Annotated in this window: 23 protein-coding genes and 1 riboswitch; of the genes, 9 read left to right on the top strand and 14 right to left on the bottom strand. The window is 71.5% G+C overall.

Going from position 1 to position 26,559, the window contains the following annotated elements; all coding sequences use genetic code 11:
• From Asi02nite_RS04530 to Asi02nite_RS04515, 4 genes are all read right to left on the bottom strand, one after another.
• The coding region (locus tag Asi02nite_RS04530; RefSeq protein ID WP_203710860.1) for an ATP-binding cassette domain-containing protein at window positions 1-152 on the bottom strand (152 nt) is incomplete at its 3' end.
• 1 nt (window position 153) lies between these two features.
• Window positions 154-1,071 carry an ABC transporter permease gene (locus Asi02nite_RS04525; RefSeq protein WP_203710843.1) on the bottom strand — a complete coding sequence of 306 codons (918 nt, stop codon included), beginning with the start codon at window positions 1,069-1,071 and terminating at the stop codon, window positions 154-156.
• Window positions 1,072-1,126: 55 nt separating this feature from the next.
• Window positions 1,127-2,119, bottom strand: a complete 993-nt coding sequence (locus tag Asi02nite_RS04520) for an ABC transporter permease (protein WP_203710842.1) — start codon at window positions 2,117-2,119, stop codon at window positions 1,127-1,129.
• Window positions 2,116-3,861, bottom strand: coding sequence for an ABC transporter substrate-binding protein (locus Asi02nite_RS04515; RefSeq protein ID WP_203710841.1), 1,746 nt, complete (start codon window positions 3,859-3,861; stop codon window positions 2,116-2,118). Before Asi02nite_RS04515 ends, Asi02nite_RS04520 begins: the two co-directional genes overlap by 4 nt.
• 232 nt (window positions 3,862-4,093) lie before the next feature.
• A riboswitch (ZMP/ZTP riboswitch) is annotated at window positions 4,094-4,182 on the top strand.
• Window positions 4,183-4,206: 24 nt separating this feature from the next.
• Here Asi02nite_RS04515 and glyA point away from each other — a divergent pair.
• Entirely contained in the window at window positions 4,207-5,475 is a 1,269-nt protein-coding gene (gene glyA, locus Asi02nite_RS04510) for a serine hydroxymethyltransferase (protein WP_275410269.1), read from the top strand.
• A 54-nt stretch (window positions 5,476-5,529) separates the two neighbouring features.
• Here the strand turns inward: glyA and Asi02nite_RS04505 are convergent, their stop codons facing one another.
• The 5 genes from Asi02nite_RS04505 to Asi02nite_RS04485 form a co-directional block, all read right to left on the bottom strand.
• Window positions 5,530-7,128, bottom strand: a complete 1,599-nt coding sequence (locus Asi02nite_RS04505; protein WP_203710840.1) for a metallophosphoesterase family protein — start codon at window positions 7,126-7,128, stop codon at window positions 5,530-5,532.
• Window positions 7,129-7,146: 18 nt separating this feature from the next.
• On the bottom strand, window positions 7,147-8,370 hold the full coding sequence (locus Asi02nite_RS04500) for a PQQ-dependent sugar dehydrogenase (RefSeq protein ID WP_203710839.1): 1,224 nt from the start codon (window positions 8,368-8,370) through the stop codon (window positions 7,147-7,149).
• Window positions 8,371-8,715: 345 nt separating this feature from the next.
• Window positions 8,716-9,108, bottom strand: coding sequence for a VOC family protein (locus Asi02nite_RS04495; RefSeq protein ID WP_203710838.1), 393 nt, complete (start codon window positions 9,106-9,108; stop codon window positions 8,716-8,718).
• Between the two features lie 147 nt (window positions 9,109-9,255).
• Entirely contained in the window at window positions 9,256-9,528 is a 273-nt protein-coding gene (locus Asi02nite_RS04490) for a MoaD/ThiS family protein (protein WP_239126463.1), read from the bottom strand.
• A gap of 67 nt (window positions 9,529-9,595) precedes the next feature.
• Window positions 9,596-10,678, bottom strand: coding sequence for a WD40/YVTN/BNR-like repeat-containing protein (locus Asi02nite_RS04485; protein WP_203710836.1), 1,083 nt, complete (start codon window positions 10,676-10,678; stop codon window positions 9,596-9,598).
• 65 nt (window positions 10,679-10,743) lie between these two features.
• Between Asi02nite_RS04485 and Asi02nite_RS04480 the strand changes: the two genes are divergently transcribed.
• Window positions 10,744-11,166: a PH domain-containing protein gene (locus Asi02nite_RS04480; protein ID WP_308440142.1), complete on the top strand. Its 423-nt coding sequence runs from the start codon at window positions 10,744-10,746 to the stop codon at window positions 11,164-11,166.
• Between the two features lie 125 nt (window positions 11,167-11,291).
• On the opposite strand, the gene Asi02nite_RS04475 is transcribed toward Asi02nite_RS04480, so the two are convergent.
• The 3 genes from Asi02nite_RS04475 to Asi02nite_RS04465 form a co-directional block, all read right to left on the bottom strand.
• Complete coding sequence (locus tag Asi02nite_RS04475) at window positions 11,292-12,212, bottom strand: 2-hydroxyacid dehydrogenase (protein WP_203710834.1); 921 nt, start codon at window positions 12,210-12,212, stop codon at window positions 11,292-11,294.
• 10 nt (window positions 12,213-12,222) lie between these two features.
• On the bottom strand, window positions 12,223-14,094 hold the full coding sequence (locus tag Asi02nite_RS04470) for a hypothetical protein (protein ID WP_373312149.1): 1,872 nt from the start codon (window positions 14,092-14,094) through the stop codon (window positions 12,223-12,225).
• 207 nt (window positions 14,095-14,301) lie between these two features.
• Window positions 14,302-15,501 (bottom strand): MFS transporter, encoded by a 1,200-nt coding sequence (locus Asi02nite_RS04465; RefSeq protein WP_203710832.1) that lies wholly within the window; start codon window positions 15,499-15,501, stop codon window positions 14,302-14,304.
• Between the two features lie 58 nt (window positions 15,502-15,559).
• On the opposite strand from Asi02nite_RS04465, the gene Asi02nite_RS04460 reads away from it, so the two are divergent.
• The 7 genes from Asi02nite_RS04460 (at window position 15,560) to Asi02nite_RS04430 (ending at window position 24,837) form a co-directional block, all read left to right on the top strand.
• Entirely contained in the window at window positions 15,560-16,558 is a 999-nt protein-coding gene (locus Asi02nite_RS04460) for a winged helix-turn-helix domain-containing protein (RefSeq protein ID WP_203710831.1), read from the top strand.
• Window positions 16,559-16,968: 410 nt separating this feature from the next.
• Window positions 16,969-17,382, top strand: a complete 414-nt coding sequence (locus Asi02nite_RS04455; protein ID WP_203710830.1) for a PaaI family thioesterase — start codon at window positions 16,969-16,971, stop codon at window positions 17,380-17,382.
• Between the two features lie 113 nt (window positions 17,383-17,495).
• The gene (locus tag Asi02nite_RS04450; RefSeq protein WP_239126462.1) at window positions 17,496-20,129 is read left to right on the top strand and encodes a putative bifunctional diguanylate cyclase/phosphodiesterase; all 2,634 of its coding nucleotides are present in this window, start codon (window positions 17,496-17,498) and stop codon (window positions 20,127-20,129) included.
• 544 nt (window positions 20,130-20,673) lie between these two features.
• Window positions 20,674-20,973 (top strand): Asp-tRNA(Asn)/Glu-tRNA(Gln) amidotransferase subunit GatC, encoded by a 300-nt coding sequence (gene gatC, locus Asi02nite_RS04445; protein ID WP_203710828.1) that lies wholly within the window; start codon window positions 20,674-20,676, stop codon window positions 20,971-20,973.
• Window positions 20,974-20,978: 5 nt separating this feature from the next.
• Window positions 20,979-22,463, top strand: coding sequence for an Asp-tRNA(Asn)/Glu-tRNA(Gln) amidotransferase subunit GatA (gatA, locus tag Asi02nite_RS04440; protein WP_203710858.1), 1,485 nt, complete (start codon window positions 20,979-20,981; stop codon window positions 22,461-22,463).
• Complete coding sequence (gene gatB / locus Asi02nite_RS04435; RefSeq protein WP_203710827.1) at window positions 22,463-23,962, top strand: Asp-tRNA(Asn)/Glu-tRNA(Gln) amidotransferase subunit GatB; 1,500 nt, start codon at window positions 22,463-22,465, stop codon at window positions 23,960-23,962. The genes gatA and gatB overlap by 1 nt, the downstream gene beginning before the upstream one ends.
• Window positions 23,963-24,168: 206 nt before the next feature.
• The gene (locus Asi02nite_RS04430; protein ID WP_203710826.1) at window positions 24,169-24,837 is read left to right on the top strand and encodes a hypothetical protein; all 669 of its coding nucleotides are present in this window, start codon (window positions 24,169-24,171) and stop codon (window positions 24,835-24,837) included.
• Window positions 24,838-24,847: 10 nt separating this feature from the next.
• Here the strand turns inward: Asi02nite_RS04430 and Asi02nite_RS04425 are convergent, their stop codons facing one another.
• Both Asi02nite_RS04425 and Asi02nite_RS04420 read right to left on the bottom strand, forming a co-directional pair.
• Window positions 24,848-25,618 (bottom strand): phosphotransferase, encoded by a 771-nt coding sequence (locus tag Asi02nite_RS04425; protein ID WP_203710825.1) that lies wholly within the window; start codon window positions 25,616-25,618, stop codon window positions 24,848-24,850.
• Between the two features lie 69 nt (window positions 25,619-25,687).
• On the bottom strand, window positions 25,688-26,518 hold the full coding sequence (locus Asi02nite_RS04420) for an alpha/beta fold hydrolase (protein ID WP_203710824.1): 831 nt from the start codon (window positions 26,516-26,518) through the stop codon (window positions 25,688-25,690).
• Window positions 26,519-26,559: the final 41 nt, after the last annotated feature.

Below are 26,559 nucleotides of genomic sequence, written 5' to 3'. Positions count from 1 at the left end.
CTCTTGCCCAATGTGGACTTGCCGCAGCCCGACTCGCCGACGACGCCCATGATCTCGCCGTCGGCGACCGAGAACGAGACACCGTCGAGGGCCCGGACGTCGCCCCGGAGCGTGCGGTAGTGGACCCGGAGGTCGTCGACCTGGAGTGTCACCTCACATCTCCCGCAGCTTGGGGTTGAAGACCTCGTCGAGCCCGACGTTCATCACGTAGAGCGCCCCGACGATCGCGGTGATCGCCGCGCCGGGCGGCACGAACCACCACCACAGTCCTAGATGGAGCGCGCTCCAGTGCACGGCGCTGTTCATCATCAGGCCGAGCGAGACCACGTCGGTCGGGCCGAGGCCGATGAAGTCCAGCGTCGCCGCCATCAGCACCGCGCCGCCGAAGAGCAGAATGAACGTCATGAACAGGTAGGAGCTCATGTTCGGCGCGATCTCCCGGCGGATCACCGCGATGGGGCGCATGCCGCTCAACCGGGCCAGGTCGACGAACTCCCGCGACCGGAGCGAGAACGTCTGCGCCCGGACGGCCCGCGCCACCCACGGCCAGGAGAACAGCCCGATGAACAGCGCCTGCATCGGCACGGACGTGATGCCGACGTACGCGTGCAGGATGATCAGGACGGCCAGCGCCGGCAGCACCAGGACGATGTTGGTCAGCATGTTGAGCAGCTCGTCGACCAGCCCACCCCGGTAGCCGGCCACGAAGCCGATGGTCATGCCGATCAGGCCGGCGAGCACGCCGCCGAGCACGCCGACCACGAACGTCGCGCGGATCCCGTTGGCGAACTGGAGGAACACGTCCTGCCCGAATGTGGTCGTGCCGAACCAGTAGTCGGCCGACGGCGGCGCGGCCGGCGGGCCCACGTACTCGTTCGGGCCGTGGTCGGTGAAGAGCGGCGCGATCAGACCCAACAGCAGGAAGGCCAGGATCACCACCGCCCCGCCGACGACCTTCCGGTTGCGCAGCGCGAAGTGCAACGCCTCGCGCCGCTTGCCCACCAGGGGCGCAACCGGTTCAGCGAGCGCGGGCACCCCCGGCGCCTCCACCACGTGCTCGGTGTCGGTCATGCCGCCGCCTCCCTCCGGCCGGCGGCACCTGACCGGCGTCCGCCGAGTTGTCCGCTCACGTCGCTCCCTGCATGCCGGTCCTGGTGCGCGGGTCGACCAGGACGTACACGATGTCGATCAGGAAATTGGCGGCCAGCACGCCGATCACGATGAACAGGAAGATCCCCTGCAGCAGGAAGAAGTCCTGGTTCTGGATGGCCTGCAGGATCAGGTGGCCGAGCCCCGGATAGGCGAAGACGATCTCCGTGACCAGCGCGCCGGACACCAGCACGCCGAGTTGCAGCGCTAAACCGGTTAACTGCGGCAGCAACGCGTTGCGGAACGCGTAGCGGCGGATCAGCCGGCGCGGCGCACCGAGCGCCGCCAGATAGCTCGCGTAGTCGGCTTCCAACTCGTAGATGATCAGGTTTCGCATGCCGATGGCCCACCCGCCGAACGCCACCATGAACAGCGACAGGAACGGCAGGAACCAGTGCTGGGCAAGGCTTCCGACGAACGTCCACGACCATTGCGGGCGCAGCTCGAAGCTGTAGCCGCCGGCGACCGGGAACACACCGGCCACGATGCCGAGGCCCCAGGCGAGCAGGATGCCCAGCCACATGTACGGCGTGGCGGTCAGCGCGTAGGACACCGGCAGCGCCGTGTTGTCGAGCCACTTGCGGCGGGCCGCCAACGCGCCGACCTTGTTGCCGGCCCACCAGCTCAACAGGATCGACGGCAGCAGCAGCGCCAGCGTGTAGGGCACCGCCCGGACGATGACGTCGGCCACCGGCGCCGGGAACAGCCACACGCTGACGCCGAGGTTGCCCTGGAACAGCTCGACCCAGTAGTTCAGGTACTGCCTCCACAATGGAACATCGAGACCGAAGACGCTCTCGTAGTACGTCCGCATCGGCGCGATCGCCTCGGGGTTCGAGACCGAGGTGCGGGTCAGCATGCGCAGGACCGGGTCCCCCGGCATGAACCGGGGGATGATCCAGTTGAGGGTGACCGCGACGACGAAGGTGAGCGCGTAGATCCCGAGCTTGCGGCCGAAGTACCGGCTCATCCGGCGGCCGGCTTCAGCTGGGTCAGCATCTTGATGCTGCCCATCTCCCACAGGTTGTTCCAGGTGGTCGGCAGGTCCTTGGGAGTGTCAGCGGCCGACGACGGCCAGTTGGTCCAATGTGTTGTGTTGTACTGGGACCAGAGCCCGTTGTACCAGAGCGGAATCATCGGCAGCTCGGTGAGGTGGATGCGCTCCAGCTCGGCCATCGTCGCCTTGAACTCGGGCGCGTCCTGCGGGGTGCGGGCCAGCTTCTGCACCAGCTCCCAGGCCGGCTTGCTCTCGTACCGCGCGAAGTTGGCGCTGAACTGCTGAGCCTGGATCGGCAGCTGGAACACGTAGTTGAAGTAGTGCCACGGCGTGTTCGACAGTCCCGCCCAGTTGTTGATCAGCAGATCGAACGTGCCGGCGGTGCGGGCGTCGTCGAGCGCACCGGCGTCGGGGAACTCGGGCACGACGTTGATCCCGGCGGCCTGCGCGCCGGCGCTGATCACCCGCGCGGCCTCCATCCAGTCGGTCCACCCGGCCGGCACGATCAGCGACAGCTTGACCGCTTTACCGTCCTTGCCCTCCACGAAACCGTCGCGGTTCGTGTCCTTGTAGCCGGCGTCCGCGAGCGCCTTCTTCGCCTTGGCGGTGTCGAAGGCGAACCCGTTCTGGCTCACCACGGACTGGTCGACGAACTGGTCCCAGACCGGCAGCAGGCCCGTCGGGTTGGCGGCGCGGACGATGTTGCCGTACACGCCTTCCACGATCTTCTTCGTGTCGATCGAACTGGCCAGCGCCCGCCGGAACGCGACGTCGTTCATCGGCGCCTTGGTGGTGTTGGGAATCAGCATCGCGGTGTTGGCGGAAAGCATGTAGGGCGGATCGGGGTAGTAGGTCTTGATGTTGAAGTTTCCCTTGACCAGGTTGGCGATCCCGGGCAGGAAGTTGTTGGACAGGTCCATGTTTCCCTGCAGCAGCAGGCCGAGCGCGACCTCGTTGCTGGAGTTGACGATGTCCACGATGTAGTTCGGCTTGACGTCCAGGTTGAGCGCCTTGGTCGCCCACCAGTCCGCCTTCTTCTTCCACACCATGCGGTCCTGGTCATGCGTCAGGTACTCGTACGGTCCCGTGCCGACGGGCTTGTCGTTGGCGGTCGTCGTGATGTCGGCCTCGGAGCGCGACTCCCAGATGTGCTTGGGCACGATCGCGTTCTCGTAGAGCCAGTTCTCCCACTCCTGGATCCGCGGGTCGGAGAAGGTGAACTTCACGGTGCGCGGGTCGACGACGTCGACGGCGGAGAGCCAGGTCCAGAGATTGCTGTACGGAACGGCTTTGATCTTGCCGAGCTCGGCCGTGTATTTCACGTCGTCCGCGGTCAGCGGCTTGCCGTCGCCCCAGGTGATGCCCTCGCGCAGCGTCAGCGTGTAGGTCTTGTCGGCCCACTCCCCCTTCTCCGCCAGCCAGGGGGTGATCTCGGTCTTCTCGGGGTCGAAGAGGAACAGCGTCTCGTACGCGAGTCCCACCGTTCCCATCGCGTACCCGGGAATGATGGGGTTCCAGCTGTTCGGCGGTCCCCACTGGGTGCCACTGGTGTAGAGCGTCTCGTTGCGCGGGTAGGCCCCGCCCCCGCCGCCGGCCGGCCCGGGCAGCCCGCCGGCGCCCGACGTCGCGGCGCCGTCGTCTCCGCCGGTGCACCCGGCTACTCCCAAGGTGAGCGCGAGCACGCCCGCCACCAGCCACCTCGACCGCCTGTGCATTGCCGTCCTCCTTGCTGCTGGGAACCTCCGACGCGGGCTGTAAGCTAGATCACTTAACCGGATAAGTAGAGACACTGAAACACGGGTTTCGCCAATGGTCAAGAGCGCTCTCATGCGCGCAACGGCGTTCGTCCAGGCCCGAATGGGAGCGCGACCACTTAACCGGTTGCTTCAGCAGTCTTCGATGGCTTCGCGCCGTCACCCACGACGACCGGCGGCTCGGCTAGCATTTCGGGGTACTCGCGACTGGCGCAGCGAGGTGGAACTGACCACCGGGGAGCGATCGCAGGCAACGCCGCACCGCGCGCCTGGGTGTGGTGTTCGTCAGATGCCTCAGGAGACGCCGTGCACGTGCCACCGATCCCCCACCTGACCGCCGAAGACCCCGAGCTCGCCACCCTCGTCGAGGCGGAGGCGACCCGCCAGCACGACAAGCTGCGGATGATCGCATCCGAGAACTACGTGTCCGAGGCGGTGCTCGAGGCCAGCTCCACGGTGCTGACCAACAAGTACAGCGAGGGCTACGCCGGCAAGCGCTACTACGAGGGCCAGCAGCTCATCGACCCGATCGAGACGCTGGCGATCGAGCGGGCGAAGAGCCTGTTCGGCGTGGAGCACGCCAACGTCCAGCCGTACTCGGGCTCCCCCGCCAACCTCGCCGTCTACCTGGCGTTCCTGCAGCCGGGCGACACAGTGATGGGGATGTCGCTGCCGATGGGCGGCCACCTCACGCACGGCTGGTCGGTGTCGGCGACCGGCAAGTGGTTCAACCCGGTGCGCTACGCGGTGAACCGGGAAAGCGGCCGGATCGACCTCGACGAGGTACGCGACCTGGCGCGGGCGGAACGGCCCAAGGTGATCTTCTGTGGCGGCACCGCCGTACCCCGGACCATCGATTTCCCGGGTTTCGCGGAGATCGCCCGCGAGGTCGGCGCCGTCCTGGTCGCCGACATCGCCCACATCGCCGGCCTGATCGCGGGCGGCGCGCACCCGTCGCCGGTGGGCCACGCCGACGTGATCACGACGACGACGCACAAGACCCTCCGCGGCCCGCGCGGCGCCATGATCATGACGACCGCCGCGCACGCGTCGGCGATCGACAAGGCCGTCTTCCCGGGCCTGCAGGGTGGCCCGCACAACCACACGACCGCGGCGATCGCGGTGGCGCTGCGGGAGGCGTCGACCGAGGAGTTCGGCCGGTACGCGCACCAGATCGTCGCCAACGCGGCGGCGCTCGCGGCGGCCATGACGGAGCGCGGCTTCACGCTGATCTCCGGCGGCACCGACAACCACCTGATCCTGGCTGATTTGACCGGCAAGGGCATCGCCGGCAAGCCGGCCGCGCAGGCGCTCGACCGGGCGGGCATCGAGCTGAACTACAACACGGTGCCGTACGACGTTCGGAAGCCGTTCGACCCGTCCGGCATCCGCCTGGGCACGGCGGCGCTGACCACGCGCGGCCTGACGGAGCAGCACATGCCCCAGGTCGCGGCCTGGATGGACGAGGCGGTCACGGCCGCGCTCAAGGACGACGAGGCGACGATCGACCGCATCGCCGGCGAGGTGCAGGATCTGCTGGCGGGTTTCCCGATGCCGGGCTACCGCGCAGCCTGACCGGTTAAGCAACTCTCGGACGGGCGGCGGCCATCGACCGCCGCCCGTGGTCGGTCAGTCGCCCGGTGGGGCCGTCGTACCCGTCGGCGTGGGGGTTGGGGTTCGGGTTGGCGGCGGACTCGGCGTGATGGGTTTGCCCGGCTGCGGCCTGTCGATCACCGTGCGGTTCAGCGTTACCTGGGCCTGGCCCGTGCCGCCGAGCTGGATGTCGTCGTACGCCTGCAGGGTCTTGGTGTCGTCGAAGTAGAGCACCGACATCTGCAGCGGCGTCGGCTGCTCACCCTCCAGGCCGCGCAGGCCCGCGCCGCCTGTCGAACCCTGGACCAGTACGCGGCTCGGGGTCGTGATGCCCGGCAGCTTCGGTAGCGTGCGGACCTCGCGGTGGTGCAGGTGGCCGGAGAGGATCGTGGGACACACGCCGTTGAGCGCGGGCGCCGACTCCGGATCGTGGACCAGGCAGAGGTTAGCCGGCTTGCCGCTCGCCCGGATCGTCGCCGCGAGTTGCGCGCCCGCGTTGTAGACCTGCTCGATGACCTGGCGCGAGCGCCCGGAGCCTGACGGGGAGGTCTCCTTGTCGGGGGTGAAGCGGGGGTCGCCGATGCCCGCGATGCGCAGGCCGGCCACGTCGACGACCTGGTTCTCCAGGACGACGGCGCCGCGCTGGCGGCCGACCGCACCCGCGGTCACGGCCGAGTCGTGGTTGCCGCGGATATAGACGTACGGGACGCCGAGCAGGGAGATCGATCCGACGTACGTCGCCTCCGGCTCGGAGCCCCAGTCGGTGATGTCGCCCGTGTCGATCACGGCGTCGATGTCGAACTGGTCGACGACCGTGCGGATCGTCGGCCAGGCCGACGGGTTCAGGTGCAGGTCGGAAACGTGCAGGACGCGGATGCCGCCGTCGATCTGGTCGTAGATCGGCAGCTTGTTGACCGTCGTGTAGATCCGGCTGACGTTGGCGACGATGGTCTTGAGCTGCTCGGCGTACTTGCCGTAGTCCTGGGCGATCCGCCGCGCGTCACCGACGATCGCGGGGGCGTTGACGAGCAGGCCCTCGTACCGCGGCTGTTCGATCGAATCGGGCCGCAGCGTGCCGGCGGCCAGGCCGAGGCTACCGACGGTGACCGCCAGCGCGACGCCGCCGCACCAGGCCGCGCGGCGGGTGCTGCGGAAGACGAGCAGGCCGATGATGACGGCGCCGAGGACCGAGACCGAGACGGTACGGAAGCCCAGGCGCAGGATGCCCTCCTGGAGGTCGTCGACCACGGTCTGGCTGGCCCGGGTGATGCCGGACGGGTCGCTGATCAGCGCCTGGGTGCGGCCCTGGTCGAGGGCGCCGAGCTGGACCGTCAGCCGCAACGGCCCGTCGTGGCTGTCGATGTGCAGCGCGCCGAGCGGCGGGATGAGGACCTCGGTCTCGCCGCTGGTCGCGGGGCGTACGGACATCTCCGCCTGGAACGGGCCGATGTCGGTCTGCGCGCGGGCGCCGAGGAGCACGCCGACGACGACGCCGATCACGGCGACGCCGAGGATCGCGGAGGAGACGCCGGCGCGGCGGGTGAGCCGGGACCACGGGACTCGCCGGACGGCCGACCGTACCCTGGTCAGCCGCCGCGGCTTCGTCTCGCCGTCGTCGGTCACGGGATCAATCATTACCCGCCGCCGTCGTGGTCAACTCTTTCCCGCGCCGCCGCCGGAGAACACGAGGCGCAGGATGCGGTCGTCGTCCGGCTTGGGGTCGCCGCGCCCGTCCTTGTTGGAGGTGCTGACCCAGACCGAGCCGTCGGGGGCGACGACCGCGGTGCGTAGTCGACCGTACTCACCCTGCAGTAATGATCGTGGCGCGCCGAGGATCGTGCCGGAGTCGGTCAACTCCATCGCCCATAGTCGCTCGCCGCGCAGGCAGGCGGCGACGAGTACGCGCTCGACGATCGCGGCGCCCGAGCACGACGATTCGCTGGTGGGCCAGGTGACCAGCGGATCGACGAACTTGCCCTGGTTGGCGCCCTCGGCCTTGCCCTCGACGGTCGGCCAGCCGTAGTTCTTGCCGGGTTGGATCTGGTTGATCTCGTCCCACGTGCTCTGGCCGAACTCGGTGGCCCACAGCCGCTTGCCGGCGTCCCAGGCGATGCCCTGCACGTTGCGGTGGCCCATCGAGTAGACGAGCGAGTTGGGGAACGGGTTGCCGGGGGCGGGCTTGCCGTCGGGGGTCATCCGCAGGATCTTGCCGCCGAGGCTGGCCTTGTCCTGGGCGAGGCCGCGCTCGGACGCGTCGCCGGTGGTGACGTAGAGGAAGCCGTCGGGCCCGAACTCGATGCGCCCGCCGTTGTGGATGCCGGAGAGCGGGATGCCGGTGACGATGGGCTGCGGGGCCTGCCCGAGCACCATCTTGCCGACGCGGTTGTCCTCGGTGGTGGAGTAGTAGACGAAAACGGATTTGTCCGACTCGTACTTGGGTGACACCGCGATGCCGAGCAGCCCGCCCTCGCCCTGGGCGTCGACCCCGTCGAGCGTCGCTACGGTGCTGACCCGCAGGCCATTGGTGTCGGAATCGGGACCGACCTTGAGGATCCGCGAGGTGTCGCGCTCGGTGACGAGCGCCCCGCCGTCGGGCAGGAACGCGATGCCCCACGGCACCTCGAGGCCCTTGGCGATCACGGAGACGGCCACGGACTGCTCGAGCCCGCCGCCACTGGCACTGGACGGGTCGGCGGAGGGCGTGGGCAGGTTGGGCGGCTTGCCGGCGGCGTCGGGCTCGGGCTGGCCGAAGGCGCAACCACCCACCGCGAACAACAACGCGGCCATGACGGCACCACCTTTGAGGCGGCGGCGGAACGATGGATGCCCGGTCACCCGGCACAGCCTAGCGGGGCTGTCTGACAAGTCGGTGCGCATGCATCAACGGAGCCGCGCCGTGGCCGGGCGGTTCCGCCACCAGGCTGGGCGCCGGATCGGAGCCGGCGCCGCGGGCCGCCGCCGGGCCAGGCAAGGCCGGGCGGGGCCGCCGCAGGGCAAGGCCGCCGCAGGGCAAGGCCGCCGCAGGCAAGGCCGCCGCAGGGCAAGGCCGCCGCAGGCAAGGCCGCCGCGGGGCAAGGCCGGGCGGTGCCGCCGCGCGGGGCCGGGCCGCCGCCTCGCCCGCCAAACCTGGGCAGCGCCGGCCTAACGCCCGAGCCACCCGCGGCAAAGGCGTCCCTAGGCAGTGCCGGGCAGGCCCAGGCCCGCCGATCCGCAGAACCCGACCTAGCCCTCGACAACCGGCTCCGACACGATCCACAGGTGCCCGAACGGATCGGCGAGCCGTCCGTCCTTCGACCCGTACCCCCTTTCCGCGACCGGAAAAACAACCGTCGCCCCGGCCTCCACCAAGGCCCGCGCGGCCGCGTCAGCGTCGGTGACGCCGAGGTGGAAGAGCACTGGCGTCCCACCCAGCGACGTCGGCGCCGGGTCGCCGTCGCCTTCGTCCTTGAGGTGGATCCGCGAACTGCCGACGGTGAGCTCGGTATGAACGATCCGGCCGGCGTCGTCCGTGTGCCGCTCGCCCTCGGTCGCCCCGAGGGCGCGCTCGTAGAACGCCACGGCCTTGGGCCCGTCCGCCACGACGATGCGGGGGATCAGTTCGGTCACGAGTTCCATGCACCCATCGTCACCCCAGGGGCCGGTGGCGCCGCGCAGGAATCGCGCACGGACAGGGACGGCCCGTCGTGGGCACGACCGCCGCACACCACACCAATGACAGGTCCGCGCCGCTCACCCCCTTCAGGAACCACGAAACGAAGCCAACTAGCCCCCGGCGACCGACGGCAGCACCTGGATCTCGGCGCCCGCCGGGACCGGGGTGTCCAGGCCGCCGGACCGCCGGCAGTCGTCACCGTCGACGTAGATGTTGACGTAGCGGCGCAGGTCGCCCCGCTCGTCGCGCAGCCGCCGCTCCAGCCGCGGCCACTCCGCCGCCACGGCGTCGAGCACCGCCCGTAGCGACCCCGCGGCCGAAACCGTCAACCGACTCTGCCCGGACGCCTCCGCCCGCAACACCCCAGGCAGCAGAATCGTCACCGCCTCGCCGCTCACCGCTCCGCCGCCCGCACCGACAGCCCAATCGCGAGGCCCGCCGCGCCGGTCGTCATAGCTCGACCGCCCGCACGGACAGCACATCCGGCAGATGCGCCGCCACCGGCACCCACGACTCGCCCTCGTCTGGGCTCGACCAGACCGCACCCGACCGGGTCCCGAAATAGACCCCCGCCGGAGTCGCATCATCCACGCACATCGCGTCGCGTAGGACCGTCGGATAGAACGGCGCCGTCGGTAGGCCCGCTGACAGTGCCTCCCACGTCGAACCCGCGTCGGTCGAGCGGAAGACCCGGCAGCGGTGGTCGGGCGGGAAGCGCTCGCTGTCGGCCGCCAGCGGGAAGGTCCAGATCGTCGACGGCCGCTCCGGGTGGGCGACGATCGGGAAGCCGAAGTCGCTCGGTAGGCCCTCCGCGATCGACGACCAGGTCGCGCCCTCGTCGTCGGAGCGGTAGACGCCGCCGTGGTTCTGGGCGTAGAAGCGGGTCGGGTCGCCGGCGTCGCGGGCCACCTTGTGCACGCACTGGCCGAACTCGGGGAACGGGTCGGGGAAGAAGCCCGCCCGGATGCCCGCATTGCCGGGCGACCAGGTCGCGCCGCCGTCGTCGGTGCGGTAGACGCCGCCCGTCGACATCGCGACCAGCACCCGCGCCGGGTCGGACGGATGGGGCAGGATCGTGTGGATCGCCTGGCCGCCGAAGCCGGCGCCCCAGTCGGGCCGGTGCGGGTGGTCCCATAGGGCGCGGACCAGGGAGAACGTGCGCCCGCCGTCGTCGGAGCGGAACAGCGCCGAGGGCTGCGTGCCCGCGTAGACCACGTCGGGCTCGCTCGCCGGGCCCGGCGCCAACTGCCAGACCCGGACCAGCGACGTGTCGGTGCCGGCCGGGAAGGCGACGGGGGCCTCGTCGGGCTCGGACCAGGTCTTGCCCAGGTCGTCGCTGGTCGAGACGCTCGGCCCGAAATGCGAGCTGTCGACCCCGGCCAGCAGCCGGGGCGTGGCCCGCCGGCGGTCGATGCCGACCGCGTAGATCGACGTCATCGGAAAGTGCGGCCCGCTGACCTCCCAGTCGACCCTGTTGCCGCTGGTCGCCAGGAACAGGCCCTTGCTCGTGCCGATCGCGAGGAGGACGGTCATGGCGAGGAGTATGCCCTCGACCACCGACAGAAAAGGTCCGAAGGGAAGGTGGGAGGATGGCCGACATGAACAGGGTACGTTTCCGTCCGCATCAGTCGATCTTGATCGCCGCGTTCATCGCTTTCGTCGGCGTACTCCCGATCGCGTTCGGCCCCAGCATCCCCGGCGACAACGCGCTGACGGACGACGGCTCCAACGTGCGCTGGATCTTCGTACCCCTGCTGCTCATCCCGATCGCGGTTTTTGTCTGGGTTCTTCGGTCAGGAACAGACGCCGACGCCAGCGGCCTACGGGTCCGCGGCCTGCTCGGCACCAAGCGAATCCCCTGGTCACAGATCCGCGAGCTGGCGACCGACGACCGCGGGCGCGCGGTGGTCCTGCTCCGCGACGGCTACGCGGTCACCCTCTCGTCGGTCCGCCGCGACGACGTCGGCCGCCTCGTCGAGGCCAGCGGCCACGGCATCGTTTGGCAGCAGAACGAGCGATAACCGAAGATCAAGATCCGGCTTTCCCGGGTCCGTCGGGGGCACGACCGTCGCTCCCGCCGGACACCGCTCGCTCCGCTTCGCTGCCAGGTCCGCGGGAGGAAACACCCGATCGGGTGACCCCCGCTTCAGTAGCCGCCGACGACCTCGTTCTCGAGCGGCTCGCCCGCGACGAAGCGGCGTAGCTGCTCGCCGATCAACCGGTACGCCCGCGGATGCAGGCCGCGGACCGACCCCGCCACGTGCGGCGTGATCAACACGTTCGGCATGCCCCAAAGCGGATGCTCGGCCGGCAACGGCTCCGGGTCGGTCACGTCCACCGCCGCCCCGATCCGCCCGGTCGACAACGCCGCGACCAACGCCGAGGTGTCCGCCACGGGGCCGCGGGCGCCGTTGACCAGCAGCGCGCCGTCCTTCATCGCCGCCAGGAACTCGGCCGAGATCAGGCCGCGCGTCTCGGCGGTGAGCGGCACGATCACGATCACCACGTCGGCGGCGGGCAACAGCGTGGGCAGGTCCGACACGGGATGGACGCCGTCCCGCGCGGTGCGCGCCACAGAGGTCACCGACACCTCGAACGGCTCGAGCCGGGCCTTGATCGCCGCACCGATCGAGCCGGCGCCGACGATCAGGACGTGCTTGCCGGCCAACTCGTCCGTCGGCGCGAAGGCCGCGTAGGACCACTCCCGCCGGGCCTGGGCGAGGGCGAAACCCGGGAAGGAACGCAGGTACGACAGGACCGCGGTCAGCACCCACTCCGCTGTCGAGGAGTCGTGCACCCCGCGGGCGTCGTGCAAGGTGACGCCGGCGGGAAGCTGGCCGTACCAGGCGTCGGCGCCCGCCGAGAGCAGTTGCACCACCCGCAGCGCCGGCATCTTGGCCGCCAGCCGCACGGAGTCGGCCTGGGCGAGGAACGGCGGCACCCAGAAGACCAGGTCCGCCGGGTCGGAGGGCAGCTCGTCGGGCCGCTCGGCGATCTCCAGCGTCACCTCGTCGGGCACCGGCCCGAGCAACGCGCGGCCGTGGGGGTGGGGGATCCAGACCTTCACGTCCGTCAACCTAGTCCGGCAGCGGCAGGTCCACCCGGGTGGCCGGCTGGTAGAGGTCATAACCGGAGACCACGATCGACTCGTACGCGATGCGTCTGGTGTCGAGATAGTCCCGTACCGCGCGGCTCTCCGCCGAGTCCGTCGGCAGCGCGAACGTCCTGGTCGGTGCGGCCGCGACCGCCCGCTTGTAGGGCTGGTAGCGGTCGAAGCCCGGCTTCAGGTCGGCGCCGATCACGGCGCAGCGCACCCGCTCGGCGGAGATGTAGGCGATGTAGTTACAGGTCCAGTACTCGGAGTAGACCGTGGTCACGCCGCGCCGGTCGAGTTCGGCGAGCAGGCCCGGCTGGCGGTCGTCGACGGCGGCGATCCGGGGCAGCTCGCGTACGACCATGCCCGTCGCGACCAGCGCGAACGCGCAGATCACGGCCAGCCCGGCCGCGCCCAGCCAGCGGGTGGCCCGGCCGCGCAACGACCACAGCGGCCACAGCACAGCCGGCGTCGAGATCAGCAGGCAGTGCAGGTAGCGGCCGCTCTCCATCGGGGTGGCGCCGGCCGCGTTGCTGCGCGCGTACACCAGCAGGCTGACCAGGGCGGCGGCCACGAGGGCCAGCCGGCCCGCCGCGCGTACCCGATCGGGGTCGTTCCGGAAAGCGCGCCACGCCCCGTAGCCGGCGGCGGCGAGCAGCAGGAGCCAGACGGGCGCCCACCAGAGCTGCCAGGGCTCGCAGCGGCCGGCCGCGCACATGCCGGTGGCGAGGGGGATGCCGGTGAGCACGCCGCCGTGCAGTTGGTCGGCCCACGATGCGTCGGGTCCGCCGCCGTTGAGGCCGAAGAAGGTGGGGATCGCGCTGTGTTTCCAGGAGGAGGTGAGGTCGTGGATCAGGAGGGGCGCGACGCCGACGAGGGCACCGCCGGCCAGCGCGATCCAGCCGCGTCTGTCCGGGCGCTTCAGAAGGAGTACGGCTGTTGCGGCGGCGAGGTATGGGAGGACTAGCCAGTCGACCCAGACCATGAGCCCGGTGAGCAGGCCGAATGCGGCGTAGCCGGCGATCCGGGCGCGGCCGCCCCTCATGCTCGCGTGGCTGCGGGTGGTGCTCGGGTGGCCGCCCGTGGTGCTAACCTGGTCGCCCATGGTGCTCACCTGGTCGCCCATGGTGCTCACCTGGTCGCCCGTGGTGCCCGCCCGACCGCCCGTGGTGCCCGCCCGACCGCCCGTGGTGCCCGCCCGACCGCCCGTGGTGCCCGCCCGACCGCCCGTGGTGCTCGCCTGACCGTTCGTGATGGTCGCCCGACCGCCGACGGTGCCCGCGCGACCGCCCGTGATGGTCGCCGGACCGCCAGCGGTGCCCGCCCATCCGCCGGCGGCGAGCGCGACCGCCAGCAGCATGAGGGCGGCGCCGGCTGGGTTGATCTCGGGGTAACCCCCGCCGGATATGAGCTGATTTTTCAGGATCCGATCGGATCCGAGGGCGAGCAACCCGACGACGAAGGTCGCGAACCAGGGCGAGTAGAGCCGCCTGGTCATCGCCCACATGGCGGCCAGGAACGCGGCGAAGAGGAGCAGGTTGGGCAGCCGCAGGGCAAGCACGGACCCGTTGGCAAGGGCCACGAGAGGCGCGGCCAGGTAGGCCTCGAGCGTCCCCATGTAGTTCTGGCCGTAGAAATAGACCGGCAGCCCGCGCCCCTGCCCGATATGCAGGGCGGCGAGCCCCATCGTGCCCTCGTCGCTGTTGGTCGGCGGGGCACCGGCCAGCAGAACCGCAACCCGGTAACCGAGCGCCGCGACACCGAACGCGACCGCGGTGACGACCGCGGCGCCGGGCCGCCGCCACCACCGATTGGATGGCGACACCACGGGCGTGGTCTGCGCGCCGGTCAGGATCGCCACGCCGGGCAGTCTCTCACGATCCCGCCACCGCCGTCGGCTCCCGGTACACCAACCGATCTTGGCCCCCGGACCGCGACCTCACCACCCGACCGACCCAAGCCCCCGCCCACACAACGCCCGGACCGCGACCTCACCACCCGAGCGATCCGGGCTGCCGTGGTCACAGGTCCTGGTCCGCGCGTAGCCATGCGCGGTGCACCCTCAGGCGGAACCCGACGTGCCGGCCGGCTGAGCGACGCGTGGATCTTCGCGTGCGCGTAGGCGTGGCTGGAGCAGTGCCGTGACCGTGAGGCTGGCTATCGCCGCCACCGTCATCGCGGTCGCCGGGCCCGTTGCCTCGGCGACCAGGCCGACCGTGCCCGCACCGATTGCCTGGAAAGTCATCCGGCCGCTTCCGTCGAGGCCCAGCGCCTGGCCCCGCAGGTCCTCCGGCGTGTGGTCGATCAGCCGCTGTTGCAGGCCGAGCGTTCCGGCGTAGCCGAAGGACGCCACGAACACCGCTACCGCGCCGACGGTCAGGTCGGGGTGCAGGAAAAAGAGGAGATATGGCACCGCAAGCAGCGCCTGCAGTTTGGTGATGAAGCGGTTCAGCGTGGCGGGCGGGACGAAGCGGCCGATCACCAGGTCGCCCGTGAGCATGCCGGCCGCGGCCGCGACGAAGAGGACTGCTGCCCAGTCGCCGGCGTAGGGCACGTACATCGCTTCCGCGCCGACGATCAGGCCGTTCGGGACCCAGGCGGCGAGCAGGACCGCGCGGGTTGACCGGTTCGCGAACAGGGTCCTGTTGCCCTGCCAGGTCGCCGACACTCCGGCCCGGCCGGTGGCCCGGGGCGGCCGGGTACGCAGGCCGAGGAAAGTGATCACGGCCGAGAACGCGATAAAGACGGCTGCGACCGCCAGCGCGCGGTGCGGGCCGAGCGTCGCGATCAGGGTGCCGCCAGTCGCGAAGCCGAGGATCTGCATCGCGCCCACCGAGACGTTCAGTGTCGCCCGGCCTAGCACGAAGCCGCCGGGCAGCACGTCCACCAGGATCGCGTTGCGCACGCCGCCGCTCAGCGCGTCCACGGCACCGAACGCCATGATCAGCAGCAGCATGCCCCAGACGGGCAGCACACCCGAGGCCAGCACCAGCGCCGCGATCGCGCGGGCGACGTCCCACCCGGCGAGGAAACCGCGCGGGCGGACCCGGTCCGCGTACGCCAGCAGGGTCATCGCACCCAACGCCTGCGGCAGCAGCCCGCCGAGGAAGGCCAGCGCGGACAGCAGCGGTGAACCGGTTGAGGCGTAGACGAGCGCGGAGAGCGCCAGCATCTGGATGGTCTTGCCGGCCACGGTGGCGGCGTTGCCGGCGAAGAGCGCCCGGAACTCGCGGTTGGCGAAGATCTCGCGGTAGGTCGTCACGCCCCGCAATATCTGGCGGCGCCGCGCTGAACCGGTAGAGTTTCGGCTGGAGCCGAAAATGACCCTGGTGAAAGTCGACCCGACCGACCTGGCCAACACGCGTTTCGCGCTGTCGCCCATGGTCGAGCTCGTCGGTGCGCTGGCGACAATCGCCGACGCGGGGCACACCCCGGCCTGGCTGGCGCCGTGGGCCGACCGGCACCGTCCGGTCTTCGCGGCGGTAGCCGCCGCTGAGCCCACGCTCGCGGCTCTGCTGACCACGATGCGCGGCGCCCGCTGGACGCCCGACTTCATGGTGCCGCCACCGTCCGGAATGGACACTGAATTCGCCGAGGAGCTCGCCCGGGTACGCGCCACCCCGCCCGACCGGCTGCACCGTGACCTGAGCCTGACCGCGCTCGCCGGCCCCCACAACGCGGGCCAGATCAGAGCCGAGCGACCACCACCCGAGGCTTTTGCCGCTCCGGACGCCCTGGACCGCCTCGCCGACGCGCTTGCGATGCTCTGGGACCACACGCTCGCGCCGGACTGGCCACTGCGCAGGACGTTGCTGGAGCGCGACGTCGTGCAGCGGGCGGGCATGCTCGCCACCTACGGCTGGGCCCGCGCACTGGAAGGCGTCCGCGCCGGCTTCCGCTGGCTCGACGGCGCGATCCAGATCAACGACTGGGACGGGCCTCCGTACGTCGTCGCCGGTGCCCGTCTGGTCCTGGTCCCGAGCGGTTTCGGCCGCGGTTACATCGGCGCGGACCCACCCGAGGGCTACGCGCTGGTCTACCCGGCCCGCGGCATCGCCGCCCCCGCCGACGCGCCGATGGGAGACGGCCTCGACCGCCTGCTCGGCCGGTCGCGCGCCCGACTACTGCGCGCGCTGGCCGAGCCCGCGAGCACCACCCACCTGGTCGGCGCGCTGGGCATGCCCCTCGGCACGGTCGGCGACCACCTCACCGTCCTGCGCGACGCGGGCCTGGTCACCCGCACCCGCAGCGGCCGCTCGGTCCTCTACCGCCACACGCCGCTGGGCGCCGCCCTCGCCACACCGCCGAACGAGCCGTAACGACTCCTGTAGTGGCCCAGCGCAGAACACACACCCGGCGCGAAGACGGCAGGGCGGCGCTGAGGGGCGGGGTGTGGCGGCGGGCTGCGTCGCTGCAGTTCGCCCGGCGGAGGTGTGGTGGCGGTTGGGCTCCGAAGGACCGTTGACGGTGTGGCGAGGGCGGCGCGGGGTGCGGCGGATTGCGGCCCACAAACCGCACCCGCCGGGAACGCGGCGACCACCTCGAGGGCGGCGGGCACGTCCGCGGGCGACAGCGCCGGGCGGACCAGGTTCCGCAGGGTCCGGTCGAGGGCGGCGATCGCCAGGGTCGGCCACCCACACCTCCGCGCCGGCACCGCCGCTCCCCCGCACGCAGCTCGGGCTGTCCACAGGGTCCGCCGGAGCGCGTTGGCAGCCCGTACCCTCGTGTCGTGGGTTTCTCCGTCGAAGACGCGAACGCGGTGCTGGCCGAGAATTTCGCGCCCTGGGTGCGGGATCTCGGTCTGTTGGTCGAGCAGGTCGAGCCCGGCGTCGCCACGCTGCGGCTGCCGTGGTCCGATCGACTAGCCAGGCAGGGCGGCGCGATGAGTGGGCAGGCGCTGATGGCCGCCGCCGACACCGCCACCGTCATCGCGATCTCCGCTGCCCGGGCGGCGTTCGTGCCGATGACCACCGTGCAGTTGTCGACGACGTTCCAGCGGCCGATCGCCGGCGTCGACGTGCTCGTGCTGGCCACGGTGACCAAGCTCGGCCGCACGCTGGCCTTCGCCGACATCGCACTGACCCCCGACGGCGCGTCGGCACCCGCGGCCCAGGCGCACACGGTCTACGCGCTGCTGGGATGACCCTGATCGAATCAGTCGGCGTAACTTTCCACAGGTGCCCTCGTTGAGCGCATGAGGCGCGGTATCTTGTCGCCGCGACTCCCCCGGCCCCTCCACCCAAGGGGATGACCACCGTGTCATCTACGTCCCCACAGCTGCCCCGGTTCGTGCGGATCGTCGCCATCGCCGGGCCGCCCGCGGCGGCCCTCGTGGCGCTGGTCTGCGCGGGCGTCGGGGTCGTGCCGACGCTGCCCGCGCTGGCGGCCGCGACCGCGCTGACGGCCGCGGTCGGCACCACGCGGCTCGTCCGGCTCGCGCTGCGGATCCACGCGCGCGTGCACTCGTTCGGGCCGTGCCGCGGCGCCGGCTACCTCGGCATGGGCACGCTCGCCACCGGCCTCGGCGGGCTGCTTCTTCCCTTCGCGCCGCCGGGCGCCCGGGCACCGGTCGTGACCGTCGGCCTCGCCCTGGCGGCCGTGCTGTTCGTGATCGGGCTGCTGCTGCTACCCGGGGCCGCGACCACCACGCATGCCCGGCTACGCCGGCTCTTCGACGGGGTGAGCCTCGGCATCAGCATCGCGTTCGCGGTCTGGCTGCTACCCCCTCAGGGCGGGATGCCGGCGGCCGCGCTGGCCTCGGCGCTGCTCGGCTCGTTCGGGCTCGCCACCGCCACCGTGATCGTGCTGCGGGTGGTCGCCTATCGACGCGCGGCCTGGCTCTGCGGCGCCGGTGTCGGCATCGCGATGGGCGGCCTCGGCGGGCTGTCGATCATCCTCGCCTACGGCGGCCCGTCCTGGGCGCTGCTGATCGCCGCCGTCCCGGTCGCCGTCAGCCCGGCGCTGATCCTCGCGGGCGCGGCGCTGACCGAGGCCGGCGTGGAACCGGCACCGGTCGGCGAGCCCGAGTCGCACCTGTCCGCGTACCCGTTGCTGACCATCCCCGCCGTCGTCGCCACCCTGGCCGCCGCCTGGCACCTGATCACCGTCGGCGAGTTCGACAAAACCTCGATCGTGCTCGGCCTCTCAGTCATCCCCACGGTCGTGGCGCGCGAGGTGTTCGCGGTCTCCGACGTACGCCGGTACGCGAAGCGGCTGTCGTCGCAGGAGGCGCACTTCCGTTCGCTGGTCTCCGGCGCCGGTGACCTCACCATGGTGGTCGGCGAGGATCTCGTGGTGCGCTGGCAGTCACCGGCCGCCGCCCGCCTCTTCGGACTGTCCGATGCGGATGTCGTCGGTCGCCCGTTCCCGGACCTGATGCACCCCGAGGACGCGGCCGACGTATTGGCGGTCCTCAACCAGACACTGTCCACCGAGGACGAAGGTGCGCGGCCGGCGCTCGTGCCGGCCAGGCTGCGCGACGGGCACGGCGCCTGGCGCGACACCGAGTCGACGGTCAGCGACCAGCGCGACATCCCCGAGGTGGCCGGGCTGGTCGTGCACATCCGCGACGTCGGCGAACGGCGCCGGCTCGAGCGCACGCTGCACAAGCTGGCGTTCACCGACCAGCTGACCGGCCTCGCCAACCGGCGCGAGCTGATGCGCACGATCGCCACCCAGCGCTCCGTCGAAGGCCACACCGGGGCGCTGCTGGTGATCGACCTGCACGGCATCGCCGGTGTCAACGACGCCCGCGGGCGGGAGGTCGGCGACGCCGTGCTGATCGAGGTGGGCCGCCGACTACGCGCGACGGTCGGCACCGACGACGTCGCGGCCCGCCTGGCCGGTGACGAGTTCGCGGTGGTCACGGTCGAGGGCCCGGTCGTCGCGTACGCCCTGGGCACCCGCCTGCTCACCGCGCTGACCGAGCCCTACCTGCTACCCGGCGCGACGGTGCACATCTACGTCAGCGTCGGCCTGGCCGAGCTGTCCGGCGGCGACGGCGTCGACGACGTCCTACGCCGGGCCGACCTGGCCCGCCGCCGCGCGGGGCAGCTCGGCCGGAACCGGATCGAGTGGTACGACGCGTACCTCGAGGAGCAGCTCGTCCGCCGCATGGACCTCGAACGGGAGCTACCCGGCGCCACGACCCGCGGCGAGCTCGACCTGGTCTTCCAACCGATCCTCGGCCTGCACGACGGCCAGCCGGTCGGCGCCGAGGCACTGCTGCGCTGGCGCAGCCCCGCGCTGGGCACGGTGCTGCCAAACGAGCTGCTACCGGTCGCCGAGGACCTGGGCGTCATGGGCGAGATCGGCCAGTGGGTGCTCCAGGAGGCGTGCCGCCGCATCTCCGGCTGGGACCCGCGCCTGTGGCTGTCGATCAACGTTTCCCCCGCCGAGCTGGCGGCACCCGACTTCGTCAGCCAGGTCGCCGCGACCCTCGTCGCCACCCGCCTGTCACCGGAACGCCTGGTCATCGAGATCGCCGAGGGCCGCGTCAGCGCCGACACCCCGACAGTGGTCACCCAGCTCGCGGGATTGCGGGCTCTGGGCGTGCGGACGGCCCTCGACGACTTCGGCGCGGCGCAGGCGAGCCTGGCCCACCTGCGCCGGCTGCCGATCGACATCCTCAAGGTCGACCGCGCGCTCGTCGGCGAGCAGGGCGCGAGCCGCCAGAACGGCGGCATGGCCAAGCCTTTGATCGACGTTGTCGTCAGCGTCGGGCGGCGGCTGGGCATGGAGATCATCGCCGAGGGCCTCGAATCGGGCGTCCAGATCGACCAGGCGCGGGCCGCCGGCTGCCAACTCGGGCAGGGCTTCGCCCTCGCCCAACCGGCACCGGCCGAACGTTTCGAGGCCTTCCTCGCCGAACGCCTGACCCAAGGCAGCTGACCAACAACGAATAAAGCCAGATATGGCGCTCCCGGTCGGTCGTGGGCGCCGGTCACCTCGGTCAGCAGGTCACCGCACCACGGCGGCCACCGGATCACCGCAGCCACCGGATCACATTCGATCGTCTCGGGGGTCTCCGGGCGGTCGGGGCGGCTTCGGCGCGGTCGTTTTCCCGGCCGGGATCACAGGCAAAACGGATCAAGCCGGCTCCGCACGACCCCGGCCGGGCGAAATGTGGTTGTCGGGCCCCTTGGGTTTCCAAGCGCGGGCCTGGCAGGGACGGGCCCCCTGGGGCCCGGCCCGGTGTCCGGCGGGAGCGACGGTCCGGACCACCGCGGACCCGGGCAATCCCGATTGTGATCTGGATCCCCCAGGCCCCACCCCGCACCGAGTAGAAATGAATGGTTCCGGGCCGCCGGATCGGCGGAGGGGCCGCAGACACCGCCCCCTGCCCGGACAAATAGACTCGCTCGGGTCGCTGGCGGCGTGCCACGCTCGCCCGCGGACCGCATACGAATCGCCCACACGACGCAAGGGGGCACCGATGGCTGCCATTTCCCGCGATGAGGTCGCGCATCTCGCGCGGCTCTCGCGGCTCGCCGTGACCGAGCAGGAGCTCGACACGTTCGCCGGTCAGCTGGACGTGATTCTCCAGGCCGTGGCACGGGTGGGTGAGGTCGCCGCCGCGGAGATTCCGCCGACCTCGCATTCCGTGCCGCTCACCAACGTGTTGCGCGAAGACGTCGTGATCAACTGCCTGACCCGGGAAGAGGCCCTCGCGGGCGCACCGGACGTCGAGGCGGACCGGTTCCGGGTGCCGCGCATCCTGGACGAGGAGGCGTGACCAACGTGTCAGATCTGACCAGGTTGACCGCCGTCGACATCGCCAAGCGGATCAGCGACGGTGACGTCTCCGCCGAGGAGGTGACCCGGGCGCACCTCGACCGGATCGCCGCCGTCGACGGCAAGGTGCACGCCTTCCTGCATGTCGACGCCGACGGGGCCATCGCCGCCGCCCAGGCCGTCGACGCCAGGCGCGCCCGGGGAGACGAGCTCGGCCCGCTGGCCGGCGTGCCCGTCGCCGTCAAGGACGTCCTCACCACCAAGAACGTCCCCACCACCGCCGGCTCCAAGATCCTCGAAGGCTGGCGACCCCCCTACGACTCGACCGTCGTCGAGCGGCTGCGGGACGCCGGCACCGTGATCCTCGGCAAGACCAACATGGACGAGTTCGCGATGGGCTCGTCGACGGAATACTCGGCCTACGGCCCGACCAACAACCCGTGGGACCTCGGCCGGATCCCCGGCGGTTCCGGTGGCGGCAGCGCCGCGGCGATCGCCGCCTACGAGGCTCCGCTGGCCATCGGCACCGACACCGGCGGCTCGATCCGCCAGCCCGGCGCGGTCACCGGCACGGTCGGGTCGAAGCCCACCTACGGCGGCACCTCCCGGTACGGCCTGATCGCCTTCTCGTCGAGCCTCGACACCCCGGGCCCGTGCGCCCGCACCGTCCTCGACGCCGCCCTGCTGCACGAGGTCATGGCCGGCCACGACTGGCGCGACTCCACCTCGATCCCGCAGCCCGTGCCGCCGGTCGTCGAGGCCGCGAAGCGCGGCATGACCGGCGACCTGACCGGCGTCAAGCTGGGCCTGGTCACGGAGTTCGGCACGGGCGAGGGCGCGGAACCCGGCGTGCTGGCCGCGTTCAACGACGCACTCGCCGCGCTCACCAAGCTGGGCGCCGAGATCGTCGAGGTGTCCGCGCCGCACTTCCAGTACGCGCTGCCCGCCTACTACCTGATCGCGCCGAGCGAGTGCTCGTCGAACCTGGCCCGGTTCGACGGTGTCCGCTACGGCCTGCGGGTCGGCGACGACGGCAACCGCTCGCTGGAGGAGGTCATGTCGCTGACCCGCGAGGCCGGCTTCGGCCCCGAGGTGAAGCGCCGGATCATGCTCGGCACGTACGCGCTGTCCAGCGGCTACTACGACGCCTACTACGGTCAGGCGCAGAAGGTCCGCACGCTGATCACGCAGGACTTCAACCAGGCCTTCGAGCAGGTCGACGTGCTGGTCTCGCCGACGACCCCGTTCGTGGCGTTCCCGTTCGGGTCGCGCACCTCCGACCCCTACCAGATGTACCTCGCCGACCTCTTCACGATCCCGACCAACCTGTACGGCGGCCCGGGCATCTCGGTGCCGTGCGGGCTCTCCGACGGGCTCCCGGTCGGCTTCCAGATCATGGCCCCGACGATGGCCGACGACCGCATGTACCGGGTCGCCGCCGCGCTCGAGTCCGCCGTCGGCACGCTGACCCCGCCGTCCCTGGAGGGCTGATGACCACCACGACGCTGCCCGACTACGACGCCGCGGTCGCCGCCTTCGAGCCGGTCATCGGCCTGGAGACGCACGTCGAGCTCGGCACCAACACGAAGATGTTCTGCGGCTGCCCGACCGACTTCGGCGGCGAGCCCAACACCCGGGTCTGCCCGGTCTGCCTCGGCCTGCCCGGCGCGCTGCCGGTGGCCAACAAGGCGGCCATCGAGGCGACGATCCGGATCGGCCTCGCGCTGAACTGCTCGATCGCGACCTGGTGCCGGTTCGCCCGGAAGAACTACTTCTACCCGGACATGCCGAAGAACTTCCAGATCAGCCAGTACGACGAGCCGCTCTGCGTCGACGGCTACCTCGACGTGGAGGTCGACGGCCGCACCGTCCGGATCGGCATCGAGCGGGTGCACCTCGAGGAGGACACCGGCAAGACGCTGCACGTCGGCGGCGCCACCGGCCGGATCCACGGCGCGACCGAGTCGCTGGTCGACTACAACCGCGCCGGCATCCCGCTCGTCGAGATCGTCACCAAGCCGGTGCCGGGCGCCGGTGCGCTCGCGCCCGAGATCGCCCGCGCGTACGTGACCGAGCTCCGCGACATCCTCCGCGGCCTGGGCGTCTCCGACGTCCGGATGGAGGAGGGCTCGCTGCGCTGCGACGTCAACACGTCGCTGAACCGCCCTGGCGAGGAGTGGGGCACGCGCACCGAGACCAAGAACGTCAACTCGCTCCGCTCGGTCGAGCGCGCGGTCCGCTCGGAGATCATCCGGCAGGCGGCGGTGCTCGAGTCCGGCGGCCGGATCATTCAGGAGACGCGGCACTTCTCCGAGGAGACCGGCGACACCCGCCCGGGCCGGTCCAAAGAGGAGGCTACCGACTACCGGTACTTCCCGGAGCCGGACCTGGTGCCGCTCGCCCCGGACCCGCAGTGGGTCGAGGAGCTGCGCGCCGCCCTTCCGGAGGCGCCACGGGTGCACCGCAAGCGCCTCCAGGAGGCCTGGGGTCTGTCCGATCTGGACATGCGGTCGGTGGTCAACGCGGGCGCGGTCGAGCTGATCGAGCAGACGGTCGCGGCGGGCGCGACGGCCGCGGCGGCCCGCAAGTGGTGGCTGGGCGAGCTGGCCCGCCGCGCCAACGAGGACGGCATCGAGCTGTCCGCGGTCGGCGCCACGCCCGCGCAGGTCGCGGAGCTGCAGACGCTGGTCGACGGCGGCAAGCTCAACGACAAGCTGGCGCGGGTCGTGCTCGAGGGCGTCATCGCGGGCGAGGGATCCCCGACGGCGGTGATGGAGGCGCGCGGGCTCGCGGTGGTCTCCGACACGGGCGCGCTGACGGCGGCGGTCGACGAGGCCATCGCCGCGAACCCGGACGTGGCCGCGAAGGTCCGCGACGGCAAGGTGGCGGCGGCGGGCGCGCTCGTCGGCGCGGTCATGAAGACCACGAAGGGCCAGGCCGACGCGAAGACGGTCCGCGAGCTGATCCTGGAGCGTCTCGGCGCCAACTGATCGAACGAGCGGTGCCCGGGTCCGCGGTGGTCACGACCGTCGCTCCCGCCGGGCACCGCTCGCTTCGCTTCGCTGCCAGGTCCGCGTGTGGTCGAGGGACCCATCTGACGGGTCACGCGGTCGGGTGAAAGCTCCGCCGGCCCGGTGATGGCGCGCCGTGCGGCTACTAGGCTGGCGCGACCGTCCACAGTCGGAGGACACCCGTCATGCCCGGTCCCGGGGCAGCGCGCGAGCAGAGCTGGCTGAAGAGCAACCTGACCAACGTCGCGTCCGTGGCGACGGTTCTCGGTCTCGTGGTCGCCGTCCTGTCCCTGGCGAACGATGTGGACAGCCGGATCCGTGACGGCGCCGCCAAGGCGTCCGCGTCACCCACCCCGCGCGCCACGACCACGGCGCCGTCGCCGGCGCCGGCGCCGGCGACGACCCGACCGCCGGCGTCGCCGCGGCCCAGCCCCAGCGCGGACAGCCTCGAACAATTGCTGCCCGGTCTGTTCCCGGAGGATCCGGGCGAGCAGGCCACCCAGTGGCGGCTGCCCAGGCCCGGATGCGGGACGACCACGAACCTCCGGCTGAGCGGCGGAGTGGTCGAGGACGCGAGCTGGCACCTCCAGTTCACGGCGTGCGACGGGCGCTGGCGCCTGGTCGCCTACCCGTCGCGGACGTCGTCGGCCGTCAGTTCGGGCGCGCGGCACGCCGACTGTGTGAACGCGATAGCCGCGTCACCGCTCACCGCGAAGCTCACCCTGGAACGCGGCACGGTCTTCTGTGTGGCGACCGACTCGGTCGGCGGGCGGCGTCAGGACTACCGGATGCACGTGGACGACATCACCGCGGAAGGCGAGTTGGTCATCACGGCCTGGCACTGGTTGGGCTGACGCGAAGCGGTCACGCGTGGGAGCCCGCCCGTAGGGCCTGGGCCGCCGGGGTGGCCCTCGGGTTGCGGGCCGCGGCCGGGCCGCCGTCCGGGCGGAGCAACCAGAGCCAGTACATCGCCCACAGGCGACGGGCCGCGCGCAGCCGGTCGCGGTCGACGTCGAAGTGCGACAACAGCGCGTCGAGGTCGAAAGCCCGGTTCGACAGGTGTTCGCAGAGCAGGGCCAGTTCCGTCGCCGGATCGGACGTGCGGGCGTCCTCGAGGTCGACGATGCGGACCCGCGAGCCGTCCCACAGGTAGTTCGCCCTGTTCGGGTCGCGGTGCCCCAGCACCAGCAGCCGCGGCCGCTCCGCCAGCAGCGCGGGATCCGGCCCGCGCCACCAGTCGACGGCCGCGGCGAGGGCGGCGGCGATCTCGCCCGCGGCGCCCGGCCAGTCAAACCCCAAGAGCGGGCGGCCGAACGACAGGTCGTCATGCCACCCGTCGACCGCCGGCTCACCGTCGACCGGCACCATCCACAATGTCCGGAGCGCCGCGGCCAGTGCGCCGAGCACCGCCGCACCCGGCCGCTCAGGCAACGGAGCACCCGGCACGACGCTCATGGCGACGACGGGCGGCACCGCGTCAAGCCTCGCCGCGAGCGGTGCCGGGCCCAGACCCGGCGCGTGGCGGTGCAACCGCAGCAGCACCGACCACTCGCGGATGTGCTCTCCGCGGTCCCACGAGGTGTAACGCTTCGTTACCGACCCGCCGGCGACGTGCACCTCATGCGTCGTGGCCACGCCTCAGCGTGGCACGTTGCCGCGCGTCGCCACCGACCCGGCGGCAACCCGCACCTCGTGCGCCGCGGCCTAGCGTGGCAGGTTGTCGCGTGTCGGGGCCGCGAAGAAGGTCGCGAACGGCTCGACGAAGTGCGGTTGCGCGCGGTTGATGCCGTCGTGGCCCGCGCGCGGGATCACGATCGCCCGGGCGTGCGGCAGGGCCGCCGCCAGGGCCTCGTTGCCGGGCACGTAGTAGCGCGGGCCGTTCGCCCCGCAGGCGAGCAGGACCTCGGCCGTGACGCCGGACCACTGGCTGGCCGGCCCGTCGTGGGCGTGGATCAGCGCCGTCTCGTCCAGGGTGATGCCGACCAGGTCACCCATCGTGCGGCCGATCGGTGTGCGCAGGAACAGCCGGGTCATGGCGACCTGCAGGCCCAACGGCAGCCTGGAAGTGGCCTGGTGGGTGTTGATCCCCGCCGCGGTGATCGCCAGCGCGCGGGCCGCGTCGCCCGCGTCGGCCGCCGCTCGGGCCGCCGGGAGCCAGGCCGAGGGGGTGTTGCCGTCGATCGAGACGGCCGCGTCGTAGAGGGCCAGCCGGGTGATCGGCAGCCGCTGCGCCGCCTTCAGCGCGATGAAGCCACCGGCGCTGTGCCCGATCACGTAGCCCGCCCCCGTGTGGGAGAGCACCGTCGCCAGGTCGTCGACGTCCTGCTCGCCCGTGTAGGGCACCTCGCGCGGCCCCGCGTCGGCCCGGCCGCGCCGGTTGTAGAGGTGCACCGTGAACCGCTCGGCCAGCGCCGTCGCAAGCCGCCGGTAGACGTCGATCGTGACCCCGCCGCCGTGCACCACGACGATGCCGGGACCCTGTCCCATGGAATGCAGCACGATGGTCGCGCCGTCACCCGCCGAAATCCGCCGCATCTTGACCCTCCCGTAAAACCGTGAACGTGGTTCGCAGTTTA

The organism is Asanoa siamensis (assembly GCF_016862555.1).
In the GTDB taxonomy this organism is placed as follows: Bacteria; Actinomycetota; Actinomycetes; order Mycobacteriales; family Micromonosporaceae; genus Asanoa; species Asanoa siamensis.
The sequence above is the reverse complement of the archived record's forward strand: the minus strand, read 5'-3'. Positions and strand labels throughout refer to the sequence as shown.